The following is a 21,045-nucleotide window of genomic DNA, read 5'->3' as shown; positions in this document are numbered from 1 at the left end:
TCACCGGGAGACGACCGCGCCGTCGGCGATGGTCCTCAGCTGCTCGTCGTAGGCCTTCGCGGCGTCGGCCGGCGACGCGTCACCCGTGGTCACCTTCTCCATGGCCTCGCCGATCGCCGTCGACACCTGCGGGTAGACGGGCAGCGCCGGCCGGTAGTGGGTGTAGCGCACCAGGCCGGTGAAGAAGTCGATGCCCGGCATGGACTTCAGATACCGGGGATCGGCGGCGACGTCCTCGCGCACCGCGATCTGGGCGCCGACCACGCACCACTCGGTCGCGTTCTCCTTCGACTGCAGGGTCCTGATGAACTCGAAGGCAAGATCAGGGTTCTGGGCCTTCGCCGGGATCGACCAGGCCCAGCCGCCGGACATGGAGACCTTGCCGGGCGCCCGGCCGTTCTGCGTCGGCATGGGCGCCTGTGCCAGCTTCTCGCTCCACTCCGGCCACTCCTTGGGGCCCTCGTTCACCCAGTTCTGGCCCATCCACGAGCCGTCGAGGGAGATCGCCAGCTTCCCCTCGGGGAAGAACTCGGTGGCGACCCGCGTGCCGATGTTCGGGTCGAGTGCGTCGGACACGTCCGGACCGAGCTTCTCCTTGTACACCGTGCTCACGAAGCCGAGGGCGTCCTCGAACCCCTTGCCGCCCGCCACCCACTTCTTGGCCGACGAGTCGTAGAGAGGGTCCTCGCCCGTGCCGTAGAGCAGCATCTCGAAGCCCTGCATGACCGCCGCCTCGCCGGGGCCCTTGCCGGTGTAGACGTTGATCGGGATGACGCCGGGGACCTTCTTCTTGACCGTACGGGCCGCGTCCAGGACCTCCGCCCAGTTCTTCGGCGCCCAGTCGGCCGGCAGCCCGGCCTTGGCGAAGATCTCCTTGTTGAACCACAGCCCGCGGGTGTCGGTGCCGTCCGGCACCCCGTACGTCTTGCCGTCCTCCGCCTTCGCCGCGGCCTTCGCGGTGTCCACGAAGCGGTCCCACTGGTCCCACTCGGCCAGATAGTCGTCCAGCGGCTTCAAGTAGCCGGCCTTGATGTCGGAGTTGATGCGGAAGGTGTCCTCGTAGACCAGGTCGGGCGCGGTCTTGGGGGAGCGCATCATCTGCTGCGCCTTGGTGGCGTAGTCGTTGTCCGGGGCCTGGATCGGGATCAGCTTGACCTTCTTGCCCGGATGCTCCTTCTCGAACTGCTGCTTGGCCGCCTCCAGATAGGCGTCCTTGAAGCGGATCTTGTTGTCGGTGGACCGGTTGTAGGCGACCTCGACGGTGTCCGGATCGCCGCCGGAGCCGCTGCCGCATGCGGTGAGGCTCGCCGCGAGGGCGGTGACGGCGGTGATGAGGATCAGTGGGGCGGTGGGGCGCACGGGCACGACCTCCTCTGAGCCGGGGGAGCCGGGCGCCGGGCGGGCGGCGCGGGGCTGCGGGCTGCTGTCCGTGACGGTATGACCGGTCAGTTGACAAAATCAATCCCCGTGCAGAGCACGGCGGTTGAGGCCCGTGGCGGTGCTCAGCGCCGGGCGCTGACCCAGCGGTACTGGAGCTCCGGGCGGCCGATCTGGCCGTACTGAGGGCTGCGGACGGCGCGCCCGGCCGTGACCAGATGCTCCAGGTAACGGCGAGCCGTGATCCGCGAGATGCCGACGGCCGCGGCGGCCTCGGTGGCGGTCAGCCCCTCGCCGGAGTCGCGCAGAGTGCGGGTGACCGCCTCCAGGGTGGGCGCGCTCAGGCCCTTGGGGAGCGTTGTCGCGTTGCGCGGCGCGCGCAGTGCGGAGAGAGCGCGGTCGACCTCCTCCTGGCCGCTGGCCTCTCCGGCGGCGGCCCGGAACTCGGCGTAGCGGCCGAGGCGGTCGCGGAGGGTGGCGAACGTGAACGGCTTCAGCACGTACTGCACGACCCCGAGCGCCACGCCCTCCCGGACGATGGCGAGGTCGCGGGCGGACGTCACGGCGATGACGTCGGTGGAGTGTCCGGCGGCGCGCAGGGACCGTACGAGATGGAGGCCGTGCCCGTCGGGGAGGTAGAGGTCGAGCAGCAGGAGGTCGACCTCGGCCCGCTCCAGCGCGCGCACGGCCTCGGCGCGGGAGTGCGCGACCCCCACGACGACGAACCCGGGCACGCGCCCGACGTAGAGCGCGTGCGCGTCGGCGGCGACGGGGTCGTCTTCGACGACCAGCACCCGGATGGTCACGGACGCACCTCCCGGGCTCGGGCCACCCCGGCGCCGCCGCGCCCCGCGGGGGCGCCGGGGTGGCCGGCCAGGGGCAGGCGCCCCGCCGACGGGGCGTACGGGCCGGACCGCGTCCCCCGGCCGACCGCGGTCCTGCGCCCGCGTGAGACGTCCACGGTCACCTGTGGGTTGCGGGCGTCCGGCCTTCGGCCGGGGCGGGTGGCCTCGGTCCGCGCCCGAGGGGCGCTGTGGCGCGGGAAGGCTGCGCGCGCCCGGGGTGCGCGGTCGGGGCGGGTGCTCGTGGACCGTGGCCATGGGGCGGGCGGCGTCGCCGGGGCGTACAGAGGCGTCATGGGCGGGGCTCCGGGGTCAGGGGAAGACGGACCGTGAATTCCGCTCCGCCTTCCGGAGCGCGCGTGAGCGTGATCGTGCCATGGCCGCGGTGGACCGCCTGGCGGACCAGCGCCAGACCGATGCCCCGGCCGGGGCCGTGCGTGGACCAGCCGCGGCGGAAGACGTCCTCGACGGACTCCGGTTCGACACCGGGACCGGTGTCGGCGACGCGCAGCAGCAGTTCGTCCCGTTCGGCCCGCGCCGTCACGGTGACGCGTGCGCGGACGCCGCCCGGCGGGGGCGACGCGACCCGCAGGTCGTCGCCGGGCGGGGCGGGGCCGGCCGGCACCAGGGCGCCGACGCCGGCCGCCGCGTCGACCGCGTTGTCGACCAGGTTGCCCAGGATCGTCACCAGGTCCCTCGACGGCAGCGACGCCGGCAGGACGCCGTCGTCGATGCGGCTGTCCTCGGTGAGGACCAGCTCCACACCCCGCTCGTTCGCCTGCGCCGCCTTGCCGAGCAGCAGCGCCGCGAGGACCGGTTCGCCGACAGCGCCCACCACGCGGTCGGTCAGGGCCTGCGCCAGCTCCAGTTCCGCCGTCGCGAAGTCGACCGCCTCGTCCGCGCGGCCCAGCTCGATCAGCGACACCACCGTGTGCAGCCGGTTCGCCGCCTCGTGGGCCTGTGAGCGCAGGGCCTGCGAGAAGCCGCGCTCCGAGTCGAGCTCGCCCGAGAGCGCCTGGAGCTCCGTGTGGTCGCGCAGAGTCACCACCGTGCCGCGCTTCTCGCCGCCGACGACCGGCTGGGTGTTCACCACGACCACCCGGTCCGCCGTGAGGTGCACCTCGTCGACCCGCGGCTCGGACGCCAGCAGCGCACCCGTGAGCGGGGCGGGCAGGCCGAGGTCCGCCACCGGGCGGCCCACGGCGTCGTCGCCGAGCCCCAGCAGCTCCCGCGCCCCGTCGTTGACGAGTGCGATGCGCCGGGAGCCGTCGAGCATGATCAGGCCCTCGCGCACCGCGTGCAGCGCGGCCTGGTGGTAGTCGTGCATCCGCCCCAGCTCCGCCGCGTTCATGCCGTGCGTGTGCCGGCGCAGCCTGGCGTTGATCACGTACGTGCCGACGCCGCCGAGCGCGAGCGCCCCGCCCGCCATCACGAGCAGCGCCGTGACCTGCTTGGCCACCTGCTCGCTGATCTCCTCGATCGTGATGCCGGCGCTGACGAGCGCGACGACCTTCCCGTCGTCACGGACCGGCGCCACGGTGCGTACGGAGAGCCCCAGTGTGCCCGTGTACCGCTCGCTGTAGATCTCGCCGCGCAGGGTCGGCTCGATGTGGCCGAGGTACGTCCGCCCTATCTCGCCCGGCTCCGGGTGGGTCCAGCGCCGCCCCCGCGGGTCCATGATCACGACGAAGTCCATGCCCGCGTCCTTGCGCAGGGCCTCCGCGTACGGCTGGAGCGCCGCCGACGGGTCGTCCGAGCGGACCGCCTGGACGACCGAAGGGGACCGCGCCGCGGCCGCGGCGGTCGCGCTGGTCTGCAGCCGGGCCGACTCCTCGGCCTGGGAGCGGTCGGTGAAGTACGCGAAGAGCGCGCAGCCCGCGACAATCGCGGCGACCAGCACGACCTGCATCGCGAAGAGCTGGCCCGCGAGGCTGCGGGGGAGGGGAATGCGCATGGGTTAAGTCTGCCTGGCCGGAATTGTGTGAACGAAACGAACGCAAGGGTGACCGGGGTCACAGGGCTGGTGGATATTCACGGCATCCATCGGGACATGGACGCACAGGAAATCGAGGAGGACGCCGTGGCCACAGGAGCCGTCAGGCGGGACCGCACCCACTATCTCTACATCGCCGTGATCATCGCGGTGGCGCTCGGCATCGCCGTCGGCCTGGTCGCTCCCGACTTCGCCGTGGAACTCAAGCCGATCGGCACCGGGTTCGTGAACCTGATCAAGATGATGATCTCGCCGATCATCTTCTGCACCATCGTGCTGGGCATCGGCTCCGTGCGCAAGGCCGCCAAGGTCGGCGCGGTCGGCGGCATCGCGCTCGGCTACTTCGTGGTGATGTCGCTGGTCGCCCTGGGGATCGGCCTGGTCGTCGGCAACGTCCTGGACCCCGGTTCGAGCCTCGCGGTGACCGACGCGGTCAAGGAAGTGGGCCAGGAGCAGGTCTCCGCCGAGGCCAAGGACACGACCGAGTTCCTGCTCGGGATCATCCCGACCACGATCGTCTCCGCCTTCACGGGTGGTGAGGTCCTGCAGACCCTCCTCGTCGCCCTGCTCGCGGGCTTCGCGCTCCAGGCCATGGGCCCGGCCGGCGCCCCGGTGCTGCGCGGCATCGAGCACATCCAGCGGCTCGTCTTCCGCATCCTTGCGATGGTCATGTGGGCCGCGCCCATCGGTGCGTTCGGCGCCATCGCCGCGGTGACCGGTTCGGCCGGTCTCGACGCGCTCAAGAGTCTCGCCGTGCTGATGCTCGGCTTCTACGTGACCTGTTTCCTGTTCGTCGTCATCGTGCTCGGCGCGCTGCTGCGGGTCGTCGCGGGCCTCAACATCCTCTCGCTCTTCAAGTACCTGGGCCGCGAGTTCCTGCTGATCCTCTCCACCTCCTCCTCCGAGTCCGCCCTCCCGCGGCTCATCGCGAAGATGGAGCACTTGGGCGTGAGCAAGCCGGTCGTCGGCATCACCGTCCCGACCGGATACTCCTTCAACCTCGACGGCACCATGATCTACATGACCATGGCCTCGCTCTTCATCGCCGACGCCATGGGCAACCCGATGTCGATCGGGGAGCAGATCGCGCTCCTGCTGTTCCTCTTCGTCGCGTCGAAGGGAGCGGCGGGTGTCACGGGCGCCGGTCTGGCGACGCTGGCGGGCGGTCTGCAGTCGCACCGGCCGGAGCTGGTCGACGGTGTGGGTCTGATCGTCGGCATCGACCGCTTCATGAGCGAGGCCCGCGCCCTGACGAACTTCGCGGGCAACGCCGTGGCGACGGTGCTCATCGGCACCTGGACCAAGGAGATCGACAAGGGACAGGTGCGCGAGGTCCTCTCGGGACGTCTGCCGTTCGACGAGAAGACCCTGCTGGACGACCACGTGGTCGTGGAGAAGGCCGGGGTGCCGGAGCCGCGCGACGACGAGCGCGAGCCGGTGAAGGTCTGATCCTCACCACCCATCGGCGGAGGTGACGACCGTCGCCACCGCCACCGGCGGAGCTCCGCTCCCGCCACCGCCACCGGAGTGCGCCGGGCCCCACCCCCTCGGGCCCGGCGCACACCGCTGACCGGCTCTCGCGGAACCGGCCGAACGTGACCGGCCGAACGTGACCGGCCCTGGCGGCACCGCCTCTGACGTGACCCGCCTTCGCGGAGCCGCCCCCGAACGCCGTTGATCCGGCCGGAGCCGCCGCCGTTCCGCGTTCACGCGTCCAGCGCCGCCAGCTCCTCCTCCGTCAGCTCCAGTCCGGCCGCCGCCGCGGAGTCCGTGACAGTGGCCGGGCGGCTCGCCCCGGGGATGGGCACGACCGTGGGCGACTTCGCCAGCAGCCAGGCCAGCGCGACCCGTTGCGGGCTGACCCCGCGCTCGCGCGCCACGGCGTGGAAGGCCGCGTACGGGCTCGCCGCCGCGAGTGCCGACGGGCCGTCCAGGGAGCTGCGCGAGATCCCGCCGAGCGGGCTCCAGGGCAGGAACGCCAGCCCCCGTTCCGCGCACAGGCGCAGCTCGGGTTCGCTGTCGCGCACCTCGGGCGAGTAGCGGTTCTGCACGGACACCAGGCGGTCGCCCAGCATGTCGTGCGCGAGCGCGATCTGCTCGGAGTCGGCGTTGGAGATGCCCGCGTACCGGATCGTCCCCTCCTCCAGCAGGTCCCGCAGTGCGCCGACGGATTCGGCGTACGGGACCGCCGGGTCCGGCTTGTGCAGCTGGTACAGCCCGACCGCGGGGCCGCCCAGCCGGGCGAGCGAGGCCCGCGCGGCCCGCTTGATGTGCCGGGGATCCCCGTCGACCGTCCAGCCCCCGTCGGCCGTACGCCCCCGGCCGCCCTTGGTGGCGACGAGCACGTCGCCGGTGTCCCCACCGTACGAGGCGAGCGCGCGGGCCACGAGCCGTTCGCCGGCCCCCGGTTCGCCTCCGGGCACGTGGTACGAGTCGGCCGTGTCGATCAGGGTGACGCCCGCGTCGAGCGCCGCGTGGACGGTGGCGACGGCCCGCCGCTCGTCGGGGTGCCCCTCGATGGACAGGGGCATGGCCCCGTACCCGATGGCGCCGACCCGGAGATCACCGAGCATGCGGTGCCTCATCGCCGGACCTCCCCGTCGCCCCCACGCGCGCCGAGCGTCTCGGTGACGGCGCGGTCGAGCCAGTCGGAGGTGTGGCCGAACGCGAAGCCCAGTGCGGTGGCGCGGGCGTTGTCCATTGCGTAGGCGCGGGCGAAGGAGAACGGCGACGTCTCGCCGACCTCCACCGTCGTGAATTGCGCCTCGGCGCCCGTGAGACGGCCGATCGCCGCGCAGATGCCGGCGGTCGTGAGCGGTCCGTGGGAATTCGCGTTCACGGGGCCCGTGAAGTCCCGGCCGGCCGCCCAGAAGAGGAAGTCGGCGATCTCCTCGACGTGAATGTAGGTCGCCGGATGGTTCCGCGCGGGCACCGCGACGGGCCTGCCCGCGCGCATCAGGGACGCGTAGTGCTCCAGTCTCCCCGTGAAGTCGTCTGCCCCGCCCAGCACATGGGCGGTCCGCACGGACACCCAGTCGAACCCGGCGCCGGCCGCGAAGACGGCCTCCGCCTGCCGCTTCCCCTCGCCGTAGTGCCCGTCCCGGAAATCCGCGTCGTCCCACGGGGCCGTGAGGTCGACGGGCACGCTCAGCGGGTCGACGGCGTCCTCGCCGACCGGCGCGGCCGAGTCCTCGTACTCGTAGACCTCCACGGTGGACGTCATGACATAGCGCCCGGTGCGGCCCGCGAACACCCGGCGGGCGACATCCGCCTGGCGCGGGGTGTAGCAGACCTGGTCGACCACCACGTCGAATTCGCGCGGGCCGACCGCGGTCCGCAGAGCGTGCTCGTCGTCACGGTCGGCCCGCAACGCCGTCACGCCCGCGGGCGGTGCGGACGAACCGCGATTCAGAACGGTGACCCGGTCACCGGAATTCAGCAGCCGGGATATCAGCCGCTTTCCGAAATACCGATTTCCCCCGATGGCCAGTACGTCCCTCATCCGACCCGGATCCTCTTTTCCTGTCCCCGATTTCCTTGTGGGACACCAGTGTTATGTTTGCGGGCCGCGTCATGAAGGGGGAGACATGGGAGATCCGGCCGCCGCGCCGAAAGAACCACGGCATCCGAGGGCCGTCGCCAAGGAAACGTCGGTGGCCGCTCTGGATGCCGTCGACCGGCACATCCTGGAGATCCTCCAGCGGGACGGTCGCGTCAAGCTCAGCGAGCTCGGACGCCGGGTCCGGCTGAGCCCGGCGGCGGTCACCGAGCGGGTCCGCAGACTGGAGGCGTCCGGAGTGATCACGGGCTACGGGGCGCACGTCTCGCCCGCCCGGCTCGGACACGGCATCCAGGCGTTCATCCGCGTGAATCCCCACGGCGGCCACAACTTCAAGCACCCGAGGACGCTGGAGCTGCTGGAGCGCCCGGAGGTGATCGAGGCGCACCACGTCGTCGGCGAGGACTGCTGGATCCTCAAGGTCGCCGTCACCGACACGGTCCACCTGGAGGACGTGCTGGAACAGGTCTCGGCACTCGGCCGCACGACGACGTCGATCGTGCTGACCTCCCCGCTGGAGCGCAAGCCGCTGCTGCCGCACGGCGGTTGAGCCGCCATCGGCCGTTGCCTTGACGTCGGCGTCAAGGATTACGGTCGGGGACATGCGAATCGGCGAGCTTGCGGATCGGGCCGGCACGACCACCCGCACTCTGCGCTACTACGAGTCCCGCGGGCTCCTGCCCGCCCGGCGCGCGGTGAACGGCTACCGCACGTACGACGAGGACGACCTGAGGCTGCTCCGGCAGATCCGGACCCTGCAGGACTTCGGGTTCGACCTGGAGGAGACCCGGCCGTTCGTCGAATGCCTGCGCGCCGGGCACCCGGCGGGGGACTCCTGCCCCGCCTCGCTCGCCGTCTACCGGGCCAAGCTCGCCGAGCTGGACGCGCTCATCGACCAGTTGAGCTCGGTGCGCGCGCAGGTCGGCGCGCAGTTGCTGCGCGCCGAGGCGCAGCAACAGGCCGGCCCGGAACCCAGATGCGAATTCGGAGGCTGATCGATGATTCCGGCCAAGGACGTGGCCGTGGTGACGGACGCGGATTTCGACGCCGAGGTGCTGGGCGCCGACCGCCCGGTCCTGGTGGAGTTCGGCGCGGACTGGTGCGGTCCGTGCCGGCAGCTCGCGCCCGTGCTGAGCGCGGTGTCCCGGGAGGAGGCCGACCGCCTGAAGGTCGTGCAGATCGACGCGGACGCCAACCCGGAGACGGTGACCCGCTACGGGGTGCTCTCGCTGCCGACGCTGCTGGTGTTCCGCAACGGCGAACCGGTCCGCTCGATGGTCGGCGCCCGCCCCAGGCGCCGGCTCCTCGAGGAACTGGAGGACGTGCTCACGCGCTGACGAGCGCCTGCGGGGCGACGGTCTCGCCGCCCCGTCCGGAAACCGCGGCGGGCCGGGACGCAGGTCCCGGCCGTTGCCGTCATCCGTCTCCACGCCCGGCATCGTGACGGGTGGGTTCCCGGTCCGTGGGGACGCCCTCGGCGGGGAAGCCGGTGCGGCGCTCCTCGCCGCGAGGGGTGAGGACGCTTTGGGCGTCCTCGTACGCCGCTTCCGACAGCAGTGGACGCCACGCCGTGAACAGCCGCAGCAGTGCGCCGCCGTGCTCGGCCCGTATCGCGTCGTTCACCACCGCGAGGTCCAGTTCGTTCGCCGCCGTCAGTTCGGCGAAGTCCCGCAGCCGCGCGGGCGCGGGTGCGGACGTGCGGCCCGTGAACCGGTCGCGGAAAAGCGCGCCGGGCTGCGCCAGGGTCCCGTAGGACGCCTCGCGGTCGCAGCTCGCGTAGAAGTGCACGAGCTCCTCCGCCTCGGCGCCGATCACGGCGGCCAGTTCCCCGCGCCGCTCCCGTGGCAGCAGCGACGCGGCGAAGCCGTCGGTGCCGTAGAAGGCGTGGCACAGTCCCGCCAGCCGCAGCGCGGGGCGCGCACCCCAGCCGGCGAGGCGCTGCTCGACCCGCTCCAGATGAGCCAGGAGGGTGCCTCCCGGGTGGCCGAGGTCCGCCGCGCCGTGCCGTCGCAGCAGCGCTGTCGCCGCGGTGATGCCCGCCGATATGTCCGTCGGTGTGTCCATGCGCAGAAAAATACCCCGACCCAATTGACGGCCGGGGGCTTTCTCTGCGTATATTGAATGTTTCCGAGTTTGCCTGCCGCAGGGCGCAGCGATAAACGCGGAGAAGTTCACTGGTGACACCATATCGCGTCAGGAGCTGAATTGTCAACCGAGGAATTGCAGAACGAGCAGCAATTCATCACCGGGCTCTACGAGCGTCTCGACGCGCTGCGCGAGGAGGCGGAAGGGGCCATCGCGACCACGTTGAGGCAGGCCAGCACCGGCCTCGCCCAGTCCCGCGTGGAACGGGACGTGAGCGTCGCCGAACACGGTGCGCACCTCTCCGCACTCAATGCGGTCGACAACGGTCTGTGTTTCGGCCGCATCGATCTCAAGGACGGCACACGTCATCACATCGGCAGAATCGGAATGCGCAAGGACGATCCGCAGCGCACTCCGATGCTCATCGACTGGCGCGCGCCCGTCGCCCGGCCCTTTTACCTCGCCACCGGCCACGAGGCGATGGGGCTCAGCAGGCGGCGGCACATCAGCACCCGGGGCCGGACCGTCACCGCGCTGCACGACGAGATCCTCGACCTCGCGGACACCACCCGCACCGGCTACGAGGCGCACGACGCCGACGAGGTGCTGCTCGCCGCGCTCGGCGCCGCACGCACCGGGCGCATGGCCGACATCGTGCAGACCATCCAGGCCGAGCAGGACCGCATCATCCGTGCCCCGCGCCACGGCGTGCTCGTCGTCGAGGGAGGACCCGGCACGGGGAAGACCGCGGTCGCGCTGCACCGCGCCGCGTACCTCCTCTACGCCCACCGCGAGCAGCTCGCCCGCCGCGCCGTCCTGATCGTCGGCCCCAACCCCGCCTTCCTCGGCTACATCGGCGAGGTGCTGCCCTCCCTCGGCGAGACCGGCGTCCTGCTGTCCACGATGGGCGAGCTGTTCCCCGGCGTGCACGCCACCGGCACCGACACCCCCGAGGCCGCCGCCGTCAAGGGCGCGGCCCGGATGGCGGACGTCCTCGCCCGCGTCGTCGCCGGCCGGCAGACGCTGCCCGAGACCCTGCCGACGGCCACCGGCGAGGACGGCGGCGCCCTGCCCGAACCCGCCCTGGAGATCGACCACGCCGAGTACGGGACGCTGCTGCTGCACCGGGAGATGGCGTACGAGGCCCGCGACCGGGCGCGGGACACCGGACTCCCGCACAACCTGGCCCGCCCCCACTTCGCCTTCCGCGTCATCGACGCGCTGACCGAGCAGCTCGCCGACCGGCTCGGCGCGGACCCGTACGGCGGCGAGAACCTGCTGGGACCCGACGACATCGCCCAGCTCGGCAAGGAGATCGCCACCAGCGCCGAGGTCCACGCGGCCATCGACACGCTGTGGCCCCCGCTCACGCCGCAGCAACTGGTCGCCGGCTTCCTCGCCGAGCCGGAGTTGTACCTGGACCCCGAGGACGCGGCCGCCGTCCGGCGCGCCGGAGGTCCCTGGACGCCCGCCGACGTGCCGCTCCTCGACGAGGCAGCCGAGCTCCTCGGCGTCGACGACAGCGCGGAGCGGGCCGCGGCCGAGGCCGAGCGCCAGGACCGGATCGCCTACGCGCAGGGCGTGCTGGAGCTGTCGCACGGCTCGCAGACGTACGAGTTCGAGGACGAGGAGTCCGAGGTGCTCGCCGCGCACGACATCATCGACGCCGAGCGCATGGCCGAGCGCCACGAGGAGGCCGACCACCGCAGCGCGGCCGCCCGCGCCGCCGCCGACCGCACCTGGGCGTTCGGGCACATCATCGTCGACGAGGCGCAGGAGCTGTCCGCGATGGCGTGGCGGCTGCTGATGCGCCGCTGCCCCACCCGGTCGATGACCCTGGTCGGCGACCCGGCGCAGACCGGCGACGCGGCGGGCTGCGGATCGTGGCGGGAGATCCTGGAGCCTTATGTCGGCGACCGTTTCGAGCACGCCTGGCTGGGCGTCAACTACCGCACCCCTGCCGAGGTCATGGCGCTCGCGGCCGAGGTGCGGCGCGCCGAGGACCCGGCCTTCGAGCCGCCGCGCTCGGTGCGCTCCACCGGCGTCGACCCCTGGCAGGTCGTCGTCGCCCCGGAGGAACTCGCCCGCACGGTGGCCGCGTACGTCGCCCGGGCGCCGCACGAGGGGCGGCTCGCGGTGATCGCACCCGCCGCGCTGCACACCGTGCTCGCCGCCGAACTGCCGGATGTGACCGCGGGCGAGGAGCCGGACCTGACCCGGCCCGTCGTGCTGCTCGACCCGAAGGCGGCGAAGGGGCTGGAGTTCGACACGGTGATCGTGGTCGAGCCCGGCCTCATCCGCTCGGGCTCCACGCGCGGCGTGAACGACCTCTACGTCGCCTGCACCCGCGCCACCCAGCGGCTCGGCCTGGTGAGCACGGGCGCGTAGGTCCTCCCGGGGCTCCTGAGACCGGCAAGATCCGAAAGAGAGGGGCGTAGCCGAAGCGCCCCGCTGCCGCACCGGCAGCGGGGCACGGCCCGTCCGTCAGGCCGGGCGCAGCCAGATCGTCGCCAGCGGCGGCAGCGTCGGCGCGATCGACGTCCGCCTGCCGTGCGACTCCACCTGCTCCGGCTTCATCGGCTCCGCGTTGCGCACGCCCGAGCCGCCGAACCGCTCCTCGTCCGTGTTCAGGACCTCCACCCAGGCGGACACCGACCCCGGCACCCCGAGCCGGAAGTCGTGACGCACCACCGGCGAGAAGTTGCTCACGGCGAGCAGCGGCGTGCCCTGCCTGTCGAACCGCAGGAAGGCGAAGACGTTGTCCTCGGCCGCCCCGCCGTCCACCCAGACGAAGCCCTCCGGCACGGTGTCGAGCTGCCACAGCTCGGGCGCGTCGCCGTAGACCGCGTTCAGCTCGCGCACGAGGTCCCGGACACCCCGGTGGTCGGGTTCCGCCGAGTACGACGGGTCCAAAAGCCACCAGTCGGGGCCGTGGCCCTCGGACCACTCCGCGCCCTGGGCGAACTCCTGCCCCATGAACAGCAGTTGCTTGCCGGGATGGGCCCACATGAAGCCCAGGTACGCGCGGTGGTTCGCCCGCTGCTGCCACCAGTCGCCGGGCATCTTGCTCACCAGCGCACGCTTGCCGTGCACCACCTCGTCGTGCGAGATGGGCAGCACATAGTTCTCGCTGTACGCGTACACCATCGAGAACGTCATCTCGTTGTGGTGGAACTTGCGGTGCACCGGCTCCTTCGCCACGTACTGAAGCGAGTCGTGCATCCAGCCCATGTTCCACTTCAGACCGAAGCCGAGGCCGCCGTGGTGCGTGGGCCGGGTCACGCCGTTCCACGCCGTCGACTCCTCGGCGATCGTGACGACGCCCGGGTTGCGCCGGTAGACGGTGGCGTTCATCTCCTGGAGGAAGGAGACCGCGTCCAGGTTCTCCCGGCCGCCGTGCTCGTTCGGCGACCACTGGCCGTCCTCGCGCGAGTAGTCGAGGTAGAGCATCGACGCGACGGCGTCCACGCGCAGCCCGTCGACATGGAACTCCTCGCACCAGTACGTGGCGTTCGCGACCAGGAAGTTGCGCACCTCCTTGCGGCCGTAGTCGAACTCCAGCGTGCCCCAGTCCGGGTGGGCCGCCCGTGCCGGATCGCTGTGCTCGTACAGCGGCCGCCCGTCGAACTGCGCCAGCGCCCAGTCGTCGCGCGGGAAGTGCGCGGGCACCCAGTCCACCAGCACGCCGATGCCCGCCCGGTGCAGGCTGTCGACGAGGAAGCGGAAGTCGTCCGGGGTGCCCATCCGGGAGGTCGGCGCGTAGAAGCCGGTGACCTGGTAGCCCCAGGAGCCGCCGAAGGGATGCTCGGCGACCGGCATGAACTCCACGTGCGTGAAGCCGAGGTCCTTCACGTACCGCGGCAGCTGCTCGGCGAGCTGGCGGTACGTCAGGCCGGGACGCCATGACGGCAGATGCACCTCGTACACGGAGAACGGCGCCTCGTGGACGGGGCGGTCGGCGCGGTGCGCCATCCACTCGCCGTCCTGCCACACATGGTGGGACTCGGTCACGATCGACGCGTTCGCGGGCGGCACCTCGGTGCGCCGGGCCATCGGGTCGGCCCGCTGCGTGCGCGAGCCGTCCGGGCGCGTGATCTCGAACTTGTACAGGGTGCCCTCGGCGACGCCCGGCAGGAACAGCTCCCACACGCCCGTCGCGCCGAGCGACCGCATGGGGTGGCCGGTGCCGTCCCAGAAGTTGAAGTCACCGACCACCCTGACGCCGCGGGCGTCGGGCGCCCAGACCGTGAACCGGGTGCCGGTCACGCCCTGGTGCGTCATGGGATGCGCGCCGAGCGCCTTCCACAGCTCCTCGTGCCGGCCCTCGCCGATGAGATACAGGTCGAGGTCGCCCAGCGCGGGCAGCAGGCGGTACGGGTCCTCGACCTCGAAGCCGTCCTCGTGGCCCTCGTAGGCGACCAGGAGCCGGTAGTCGGGGACGGTCCGCTGGGGGAGCACGCCGGAGAAGAAGCCGTCGCCGTCGTCGTTCAGCTCGGCGCGCAGCCCCTTGGCGAGGACGGTCACGGAGAGCGCGTGCGGACGCAGGACGCGGATCTGGATGCCGCCGCGGACCGAGTGCGCGCCGAGCACGGCGTGCGGGTCGTGGTGGCTGCCGGACAGGAGCCGTCCGCGGTCGTCGTCCCCGAGCGGCTTGGCCGCCCGTACGCCGCCGGTACGGGGGCGCGGCGCGCCCCGGCCGCCGCCGGAGCCTTTGGCGGGCGCGCCCGCCGTGCCCGTGCGGCCGCCGCCGGAACGCTTCGCGGGCGCGGACCCGCCGGCCGCGTCCGCCGTGCCGGTCCGTGCCGCGCGCGCCGCGCCTGCCGTGGACCCGCTCACGGCCAACGGCTCGCGCGCCGGGCCGTCCTCCACGGGATCGGCCTTGCGCGCCGCGGTGACGCGCCGCCGGGCGGATGCCTCGCCGCCGGCCTCGGGCACAGGGTTCACCGTGGGCGCGGGGGCGTCGTCCGCGGTGTGCTCGTCCGCCGCGGCGTCGCGGGCGGAGACGACGCGTCGTGCGGTGGGGGCGGGGCTGTTGGCCGCTGCCTGTTCGTCGGCTCCGGCGTCGCGGGCGGAGGCGACGCGTCGTGCCGTGGGCGCGGGGGCGTCGGCCCCGGTCCTGCCGTCCGCGGCCGTGCGCCGGGCCGTGGGCTCCGTCCCGGCCGCGTCCCCGTCCGCGGCCCTGGGCGCCGCGGCCGGCGCGGCCTCCGCGTCGTCGGCCCCGGCGGTACCGGACCCGGTCCCGGGCGACGACCCCGACGCACTGTCCCCGCCCGGCTCGGCCCCCGTCGGCGTGGAGGTACCGCCCGGCTGCTGCGGGGCGCCGGACACGGGCCCGTCTGCCGTGCCGGGCTCCGCGGGCGCGGGCTCCGGCGCGGCAGCCGCACCGGCCGCGGCCCGGCCGGTGCCGGACGAAGCCCCCGAAGACGCCGACGTGTCGTCCCCGCCCGCCCGAGCGGTCTCGGCGCCCGGCGCGGGGGCCTCGGGCGGGGTCGCGCCGTCGTGGCCGGGTGGGGGCGGGGCAGGGGTCGGGGCGGCGGCGGGGCGTGAGGAGCGGCGGGGGGTCACGGGGGTCGGCCTCCTGGGCGCGAGTAAAGGGAGCGGGGAGAGTCAGTCGAGCGTCGCGAGGCGGTCGATCGCGGCCATCGGAACCGGCAGCCAGTCCGGCCGGTGCCTGGCCTCGTACACGACCTCGTAGACGGCCTTGTCGGTCTCGTAGGCGCGCAGCAGTTCGGGCTCGGCGCGCGGGTCGCTGCCACAGGCTTCCGCGTAGCCCGTGCAGTACGCGTCGCGGCACGCGTCCGCCCAGGCCGGGTTCGACGGGCGGTACGTGCGGGCCGCGTAGTCGAAGGAACGGAGCATTCCGGCGACGTCGCGCACCGCCGGCTGCGGGCGGCAGCGCTCGGTGAGCGGCCTGGCCGGCTCGCCCTCGAAGTCGATGACCGACCAGGGCGTCGCCACGGGGCCGCGCAGTATCTGGCCGAGGTGCAGATCGCCGTGCACGCGCTGCGCGGCCCAGATGCGGCCGCGCCGCCCGAGCACCGCCACCGCCTCGAACGCCGTCCGCAGCCGGGGCGCGTACGGCTCCAGCGCGGGAACCGCGCCCACGGCGGCCTCCAGCCGCCGGGTCATCGCGGTGGCCAGCTCCTCGCTCTGCGCTCCGCTCAGCTTCACGCTCGGCAGCGCGCGGGCCAGCGCCGTGTGCACCTCGGCGGTCACGCGCCCGAGTTCACCGGCCTCGGTCCGGAAGGAGCGGCCCTCGGCGAGGGCCTCGAGCGCGAGCACCCATCCGTCGCGCGAGCCGCGCAGGAACGGCTGGAGCACGCCCAGGGTGAAAGGTTCCGGCGCGGCCGACTCGTACCAGGCGACAGGCGTGGGCACCCGCTCGCATCCCGCGCGGGCCAGCGCGAGCGGCAGCTCCAGATCCGGGTTGGGGCCGGGGTGCAGGCGGCGGAAGAGCTTGAGGATGTACGTGTCGCCGTACACGAGCGAGGAGTTGGACTGCTCCGCGCCGAGCGGACGGGGCGCGAGTCCGTGGGGGATCGCGGGCGAGCCGGCGTAGCGCTGGAAGCGCAGCGGCCCCAGCGAGCCCGGCGTACGCAGCCGCTCCAGGAGCAGGGCGGCGAGCCGTGGGTCGTGGGTGCCCTCGTACACGGTGCGCCCGGCGAGCGGGCCGTCGGTGAGATGGCCGATGAGCGCGGGCGCGAGAGCGGGCGGCAGGGTTTCCCGTACCCCGATCAGCAGTTGATAGCAGTCGCCCGGCGCCCCGGGCTGCTCGACCCGTACGAGCAGGTGCAGCAGACCCGGTCCCGGGCCCCGCAGAGGCAGCAGTTCGGTCGCCGACACGAGGGAGAAGCCGGTGACCGGCGTTCCCTTGCCCGCGAACCAGCGCTGCCGGGGCAGCCATTGGTGGAGCAGGGGGGCGAGCGACGGAAGCAGAGCGAGCGGGATCCGGGTGGATGCAGCCTCCGACATGGGCATCGCGTCCTTTCCCCGGGTACACCACGAATGCGCAAAGTGTCCCGGATTACAGCTGTGGCTGTCCGGCGGCGCGCGGGGATGAGGGGGAGAGTGCCCGGTGCGGGGCGGCGGAAACCGCCCCGCCGGCGCAGGGGGCGCCTTTCGGACCCGTGACTCCCCCCCGGGGGCCGTCAGGCCGGGGTGGTTCCCCCCGTTCCGGGGCCGGGCATCACGGTCGGTGCCGGCACCGGTGCGGCCTCCTTCCGCAGCCGGAACCAGTAGAAGCCGTGGCCCGCGAGCGTCAGCAGATACGGCCACTGACCGATGGCCGGGAACCGCACCCCGCCGATCAGTTCCACCGGGTGCCGTCCGTTGAACGTCTGCAGATCGAGCTCGGTCGGCTGTGCGAACCGCGAGAAGTTGTGCACACAGAGCACGAGATCGTCCTTGTACTCGCGCAGGAAGGCGAGCACCGCGGGATTCGACGACGGCAGCTCGGTGTACGAACCGAGTCCGAAGGCCGGGTTCTGCTTGCGGATCTCGATCATCCGGCGCGTCCAGTGCAGCAGCGACGACGGAGAGGACATCGACGCCTCGACGTTGGTGACCTGGTAGCCGTAGACCGGGTCCATGATGGTCGGCAGGTACAGCCGGCCCGGGTCGCAGGAGGAGAAGCCCGCGTTGCGGTCGGGGGTCCACTGCATCGGTGTGCGCACCGCGTCACGGTCGCCGAGCCAGATGTTGTCGCCCATGCCGATCTCGTCGCCGTAGTAGAGGATCGGTGAGCCGGGCAGGGACAGCAGCAGCGCGGTGAACAGCTCGATCTGGTTGCGGTCGTTGTCCAGCAGCGGGGCGAGACGGCGGCGGATGCCGATGTTGGCGCGCATCCGCGGGTCCTTGGCGTACTCCGCGTACATGTAGTCGCGTTCTTCGTCCGTGACCATCTCGAGGGTGAGCTCGTCGTGGTTGCGCAGGAAGATGCCCCACTGGCAGTTCTTCGGGATGGCGGGGGTCTTGGCCAGGATCTCCGAGACCGGGTAGCGGGACTCACGCCGTACCGCCATGAAGATCCGCGGCATCACCGGGAAGTGGAACGCCATGTGGCACTCGTCGCCGCCGGCCGCGTAGTCGCCGAAGTAGTCGACGACGTCCTCGGGCCACTGGTTGGCCTCGGCGAGGAGCACCGTGTCCGGGTAGTGCGCGTCGATCTCCTTGCGCACCCGCTTCAGGAAGGAGTGCGTGCGCGGCAGGTTCTCGCAGTTGGTGCCCTCCTCCTGGTACAGGTACGGCACGGCGTCGAGCCGGAATCCGTCGATGCCCAGGTCCAGCCAGAACCGCAGCGCGGAGATGATCTCCTCCTGCACGGCGGGGTTCTCGTAGTTGAGGTCGGGCTGGTGGGAGAAGAACCGGTGCCAGTAGTACTGCTTCCGTACCGGGTCGAAGGTCCAGTTCGACGACTCCGTGTCGACGAAGATGATGCGGGCGTCCTGGTACTGCTTGTCGTCGTCGGCCCAGACGTAGTAGTCGCCGTACGGGCCGTCGGGGTTGGTCCGGGACTCCTGGAACCACGGGTGCTGGTCGCTGGTGTGGTTCACCACGAAGTCGATGATGACGCGCATGCCGCGCTGGTGGGCGGCGTCCACGAACTCCACGAAGTCGGCCAGGTCACCGAAGTCGGGCAGCACCGAGGTGTAGTCGGCGACGTCGTAACCGCCGTCCTTCAAGGGTGACTTGAAGAACGGCGGCAGCCACAGGCAGTCGACGCCCAGCCACTGCAGATAGTCCAGTTTGGCGGTGATTCCCTTGAGGTCGCCGATGCCGTCGCCGTTGCTGTCCTGGAAGGAGCGGACGAGGACCTCGTAGAAGACGGCCCGCTTGAACCAGTCGGGGTCGCGGTCGCGGGCGGGAGTGTCCTCGAACGTGTCGGGAACGGGTTCATTGACGATCATGATGTGGGTGACCCTCCGGTCTGCGGGGACGGTCGCAGGGTGACGATGTGCGCGGGCGTGATGCCTGGCTCGAGGCGCACATAGTTGGCCCTGCCCCAGTGATAGGTCTCGCCGGTGAGCTCGTCGCGCACCGGTACGGTCTCGTGTTCTTCGAGTCCGAGTCGCGGCATGTCCAACGAGACCGTGGCCTCCTGGGTGTGGTGGGGGTCGAGGTTGGCGACGACGAGCACGACGTCCTGGCCCGAGCGCTTGGAGTAGGCGATCACCGCCTCGTTGTCGGCGTGGTGGAAGTGGACGTCGCGCAGCTGCTGAAGTGCCGGGTGGCGGCGCCTGAGCCGGTTGAGAAGGGTGATGAGAGGAGTGATGGTGCGGCCCTCCCGCTCGGCCGACTCCCAGTCGCGCGGCCGCAGTTGGTACTTCTCCGAGCAGCGGTACTCCTCGCTTCCGACGCGCAGCGGGACGTTCTCGCACAGCTCGTACCCGGCGTACATGCCCCACGACGGCGACAGCGTCGCGGCCAGCACCGCCCGCACCTCGAACGCGGGCCGGCCGCCCTCCTGGAGGTAGGCGTGCAGGATGTCGGGGGTGTTCACGAAGAAGTTCGGCCGCATGTACGAGGCGGCCTCACCGGACAGTTCCCGGATGTACTCGGTGAGTTCGTGCTTGCCGTTGCGCCAGGTGAAGTAGGTGTACGACTGCTGGAAGCCGATCTCGGCCAGGGTGTGCATCATGGCCGGTCTGGTGAACGCCTCCGCGAGGAAGACCACGTCGGGGTCCGCGCCGTTGATCTCGGCGATCACCTGTTCCCAGAAGACGACGGGCTTGGTGTGCGGGTTGTCGACGCGGAAGATGCGCACCCCCCGGTCCATCCAGAAGCGCAGCAGCCGCACCGTCTCGCGGACCAGTCCCGGCATGTCGGCGTCGAACGCGATGGGGTAGATGTCCTGGTACTTCTTCGGCGGGTTCTCGGCGTACGCGATGGAGCCGTCGGGGCGGTGGCGGAACCACTCCGGGTGCTCCTTGACCCAGGGGTGGTCGGGCGAGCACTGGAGCGCGAAATCCAGCGCGACCTCCATGCGCAGCGAGCGGGCCGCCCGCACGAAGTGGTCGAAGTCCGTGAGCGTGCCGAGGTCGGGATGGATCGCGTCGTGACCGCCCTCGGCCGAGCCGATCGCCCAGGGCACGCCGACGTCATGGGGGCCCGGCGTCAGGGAGTTGTCGCGGCCCTTGCGGTGGGTGGTGCCGATGGGGTGGACGGGCGGCAGGTACACCACGTCGAAGCCCATCGCCGCGATGGCCGGAAGCCGCTCGGCCGCGGTGCGCAGCGTGCCGGAGACGGGCGGCTCGCCCTCCTTGACCACCGCGCCCTCCGAACGCGGGAACAGCTCGTACCAGGAGCCGTACAGCGCGCGCCGGCGCTCGACCTTGAGCGGCAGCGGCGGTGACGAGCTGACCAGTTCGCGCAGGGGGTGACGGGCGAGCGCTGCGGCGGCGTCGGCGGCGAGGGCGGCGGCGAGCCGTGCCGCCGCGGGCCGCTCCGTGTCACGGAGCGCGTCGGCGACCGCGAGGACCGCCTCACGGCCGTCCTTCTTGGGCACCCCGGCCGCGGCGCGCTCGTACAGCTCGGCGCCCTCCGCGAGGACCAGTTCGGTGTCGATGCCGGCCGGGATCTTGATCCCGGCGTGGTGCCGCCAGGTGGCGACCGGGTCGCTCCACGCCTCCACCGTGTAGGTCCACGCACCCTCGCAGTCGGGGGTGACGTCGGCGCCCCAGCGGTCGGTGCCCGGAGCCAGCTCCCGCATCGGGGTGAAGGGCCCCGGGCGGCCCTTCGGGTCGTGCAGCACGACATTGGCGGCGACCGCGTCGTGGCCCTCGCGGAAGACCGTGGCGGTGACCCGGAAGGTCTCACCCGCCACGGCTTTCGCCGGCCTTCTGCCGCAGTCGACGAGCGGGCGTACGTCCAGGACGGGAATGCGACCAATGAGCGAGTTCACGACATCACCTGAGGGCTGTTCGGGCAGGGCGGGTCGAGCACGTAGAGGCAGTGTTTGTCTTCTTTGTAACTGCTCGGTCGGTGACTGGCCGGGTGCGGGCATGTCGGCTCCTGTCCGCGTTCACTCGGGTGGCGGGAAAGGATGCGATCTTCAGGGCGCGCTCGCGTACGTACCGGATGAGCCTTCCCCCGCCCCGGGGGAGGCCAATCCGGCGATGTGTTAACTACTAGGACGTAGCGGGGCGCGCAAGACGGACGAAAAAGGACCGGACCCGTCACGTGAACGGAAC

15 protein-coding genes are annotated in these 21,045 nt (G+C 72.0%); 5 read left to right on the top strand and 10 right to left on the bottom strand.

Annotation, left to right across the window (positions count from 1 at the left end; translation table 11 throughout):
- The 3 genes from QFZ82_RS13230 to QFZ82_RS13220 all read right to left on the bottom strand — a co-directional run bounded on the left by QFZ82_RS13230 (position 1) and on the right by QFZ82_RS13220 (position 4,173).
- Complete coding sequence (locus QFZ82_RS13230; protein ID WP_307713362.1) at positions 1–1,359, bottom strand: ABC transporter substrate-binding protein; 1,359 nt, start codon at positions 1,357–1,359, stop codon at positions 1–3.
- Between the two features lie 143 nt (positions 1,360–1,502).
- Positions 1,503–2,183 carry a response regulator gene (locus QFZ82_RS13225; RefSeq protein ID WP_307713361.1) on the bottom strand — a complete coding sequence of 227 codons (681 nt, stop codon included), beginning with the start codon at positions 2,181–2,183 and terminating at the stop codon, positions 1,503–1,505.
- Positions 2,184–2,511: 328 nt separating this feature from the next.
- Positions 2,512–4,173: an ATP-binding protein gene (locus tag QFZ82_RS13220; protein WP_307713360.1), complete on the bottom strand. Its 1,662-nt coding sequence runs from the start codon at positions 4,171–4,173 to the stop codon at positions 2,512–2,514.
- Positions 4,174–4,269: 96 nt separating this feature from the next.
- Here QFZ82_RS13220 and QFZ82_RS13215 point away from each other — a divergent pair, with 96 nt between their 5' ends.
- On the top strand, positions 4,270–5,661 hold the full coding sequence (locus QFZ82_RS13215) for a cation:dicarboxylate symporter family transporter (protein ID WP_307713359.1): 1,392 nt from the start codon (positions 4,270–4,272) through the stop codon (positions 5,659–5,661).
- Between the two features lie 257 nt (positions 5,662–5,918).
- On the opposite strand, the gene QFZ82_RS13210 is transcribed toward QFZ82_RS13215, so the two are convergent.
- Complete coding sequence (locus tag QFZ82_RS13210; RefSeq protein WP_307713358.1) at positions 5,919–6,797, bottom strand: aldo/keto reductase; 879 nt, start codon at positions 6,795–6,797, stop codon at positions 5,919–5,921.
- Positions 6,794–7,714 (bottom strand): NAD-dependent epimerase/dehydratase family protein, encoded by a 921-nt coding sequence (locus QFZ82_RS13205; protein ID WP_307713357.1) that lies wholly within the window; start codon positions 7,712–7,714, stop codon positions 6,794–6,796. Before QFZ82_RS13205 ends, QFZ82_RS13210 begins: the two co-directional genes overlap by 4 nt.
- A gap of 85 nt (positions 7,715–7,799) precedes the next feature.
- On the opposite strand from QFZ82_RS13205, the gene QFZ82_RS13200 reads away from it, so the two are divergent.
- From QFZ82_RS13200 to trxA, 3 genes are read left to right on the top strand one after another with little or no spacing between them, the layout of a single operon-like run.
- The gene (locus QFZ82_RS13200) at positions 7,800–8,321 is read left to right on the top strand and encodes an Lrp/AsnC family transcriptional regulator (RefSeq protein ID WP_307713356.1); all 522 of its coding nucleotides are present in this window, start codon (positions 7,800–7,802) and stop codon (positions 8,319–8,321) included.
- A gap of 52 nt (positions 8,322–8,373) precedes the next feature.
- The gene (locus QFZ82_RS13195) at positions 8,374–8,766 is read left to right on the top strand and encodes a MerR family transcriptional regulator (RefSeq protein ID WP_307713355.1); all 393 of its coding nucleotides are present in this window, start codon (positions 8,374–8,376) and stop codon (positions 8,764–8,766) included.
- A 3-nt stretch (positions 8,767–8,769) separates the two neighbouring features.
- A complete protein-coding gene (gene trxA, locus QFZ82_RS13190) occupies positions 8,770–9,108 on the top strand; it encodes a thioredoxin (protein ID WP_307713354.1) in 339 nt (112 codons plus the stop codon).
- A 79-nt stretch (positions 9,109–9,187) separates the two neighbouring features.
- On the opposite strand, the gene QFZ82_RS13185 is transcribed toward trxA, so the two are convergent.
- Complete coding sequence (locus tag QFZ82_RS13185; RefSeq protein ID WP_307713353.1) at positions 9,188–9,835, bottom strand: DUF6817 domain-containing protein; 648 nt, start codon at positions 9,833–9,835, stop codon at positions 9,188–9,190.
- 141 nt (positions 9,836–9,976) lie between these two features.
- On the opposite strand from QFZ82_RS13185, the gene QFZ82_RS13180 reads away from it, so the two are divergent.
- A complete protein-coding gene (locus QFZ82_RS13180) occupies positions 9,977–12,244 on the top strand; it encodes an ATP-binding domain-containing protein (protein ID WP_307713352.1) in 2,268 nt (755 codons plus the stop codon).
- 96 nt (positions 12,245–12,340) lie between these two features.
- On the opposite strand, the gene glgB is transcribed toward QFZ82_RS13180, so the two are convergent.
- From glgB to QFZ82_RS13160, 4 genes are all read right to left on the bottom strand, one after another.
- On the bottom strand, positions 12,341–15,421 hold the full coding sequence (gene glgB, locus QFZ82_RS13175) for a 1,4-alpha-glucan branching enzyme (RefSeq protein WP_307713351.1): 3,081 nt from the start codon (positions 15,419–15,421) through the stop codon (positions 12,341–12,343).
- A gap of 42 nt (positions 15,422–15,463) precedes the next feature.
- Complete coding sequence (locus QFZ82_RS13170; RefSeq protein WP_307713350.1) at positions 15,464–16,828, bottom strand: phosphotransferase; 1,365 nt, start codon at positions 16,826–16,828, stop codon at positions 15,464–15,466.
- 176 nt (positions 16,829–17,004) lie between these two features.
- Positions 17,005–18,762: a maltose alpha-D-glucosyltransferase gene (treS, locus tag QFZ82_RS13165; protein ID WP_307713349.1), complete on the bottom strand. Its 1,758-nt coding sequence runs from the start codon at positions 18,760–18,762 to the stop codon at positions 17,005–17,007.
- A complete protein-coding gene (locus tag QFZ82_RS13160; protein ID WP_373429278.1) occupies positions 18,759–20,858 on the bottom strand; it encodes an alpha-1,4-glucan--maltose-1-phosphate maltosyltransferase in 2,100 nt (699 codons plus the stop codon). Before QFZ82_RS13160 ends, treS begins: the two co-directional genes overlap by 4 nt.
- Positions 20,859–21,045: the final 187 nt, after the last annotated feature.

The organism is Streptomyces sp. V4I23 (assembly GCF_030817975.1).
Classification (GTDB): domain Bacteria; phylum Actinomycetota; class Actinomycetes; order Streptomycetales; family Streptomycetaceae; genus Streptomyces.
Note: the sequence above shows the minus strand (reverse complement) of the source record. Positions and strands in the feature narration are given on the sequence as shown.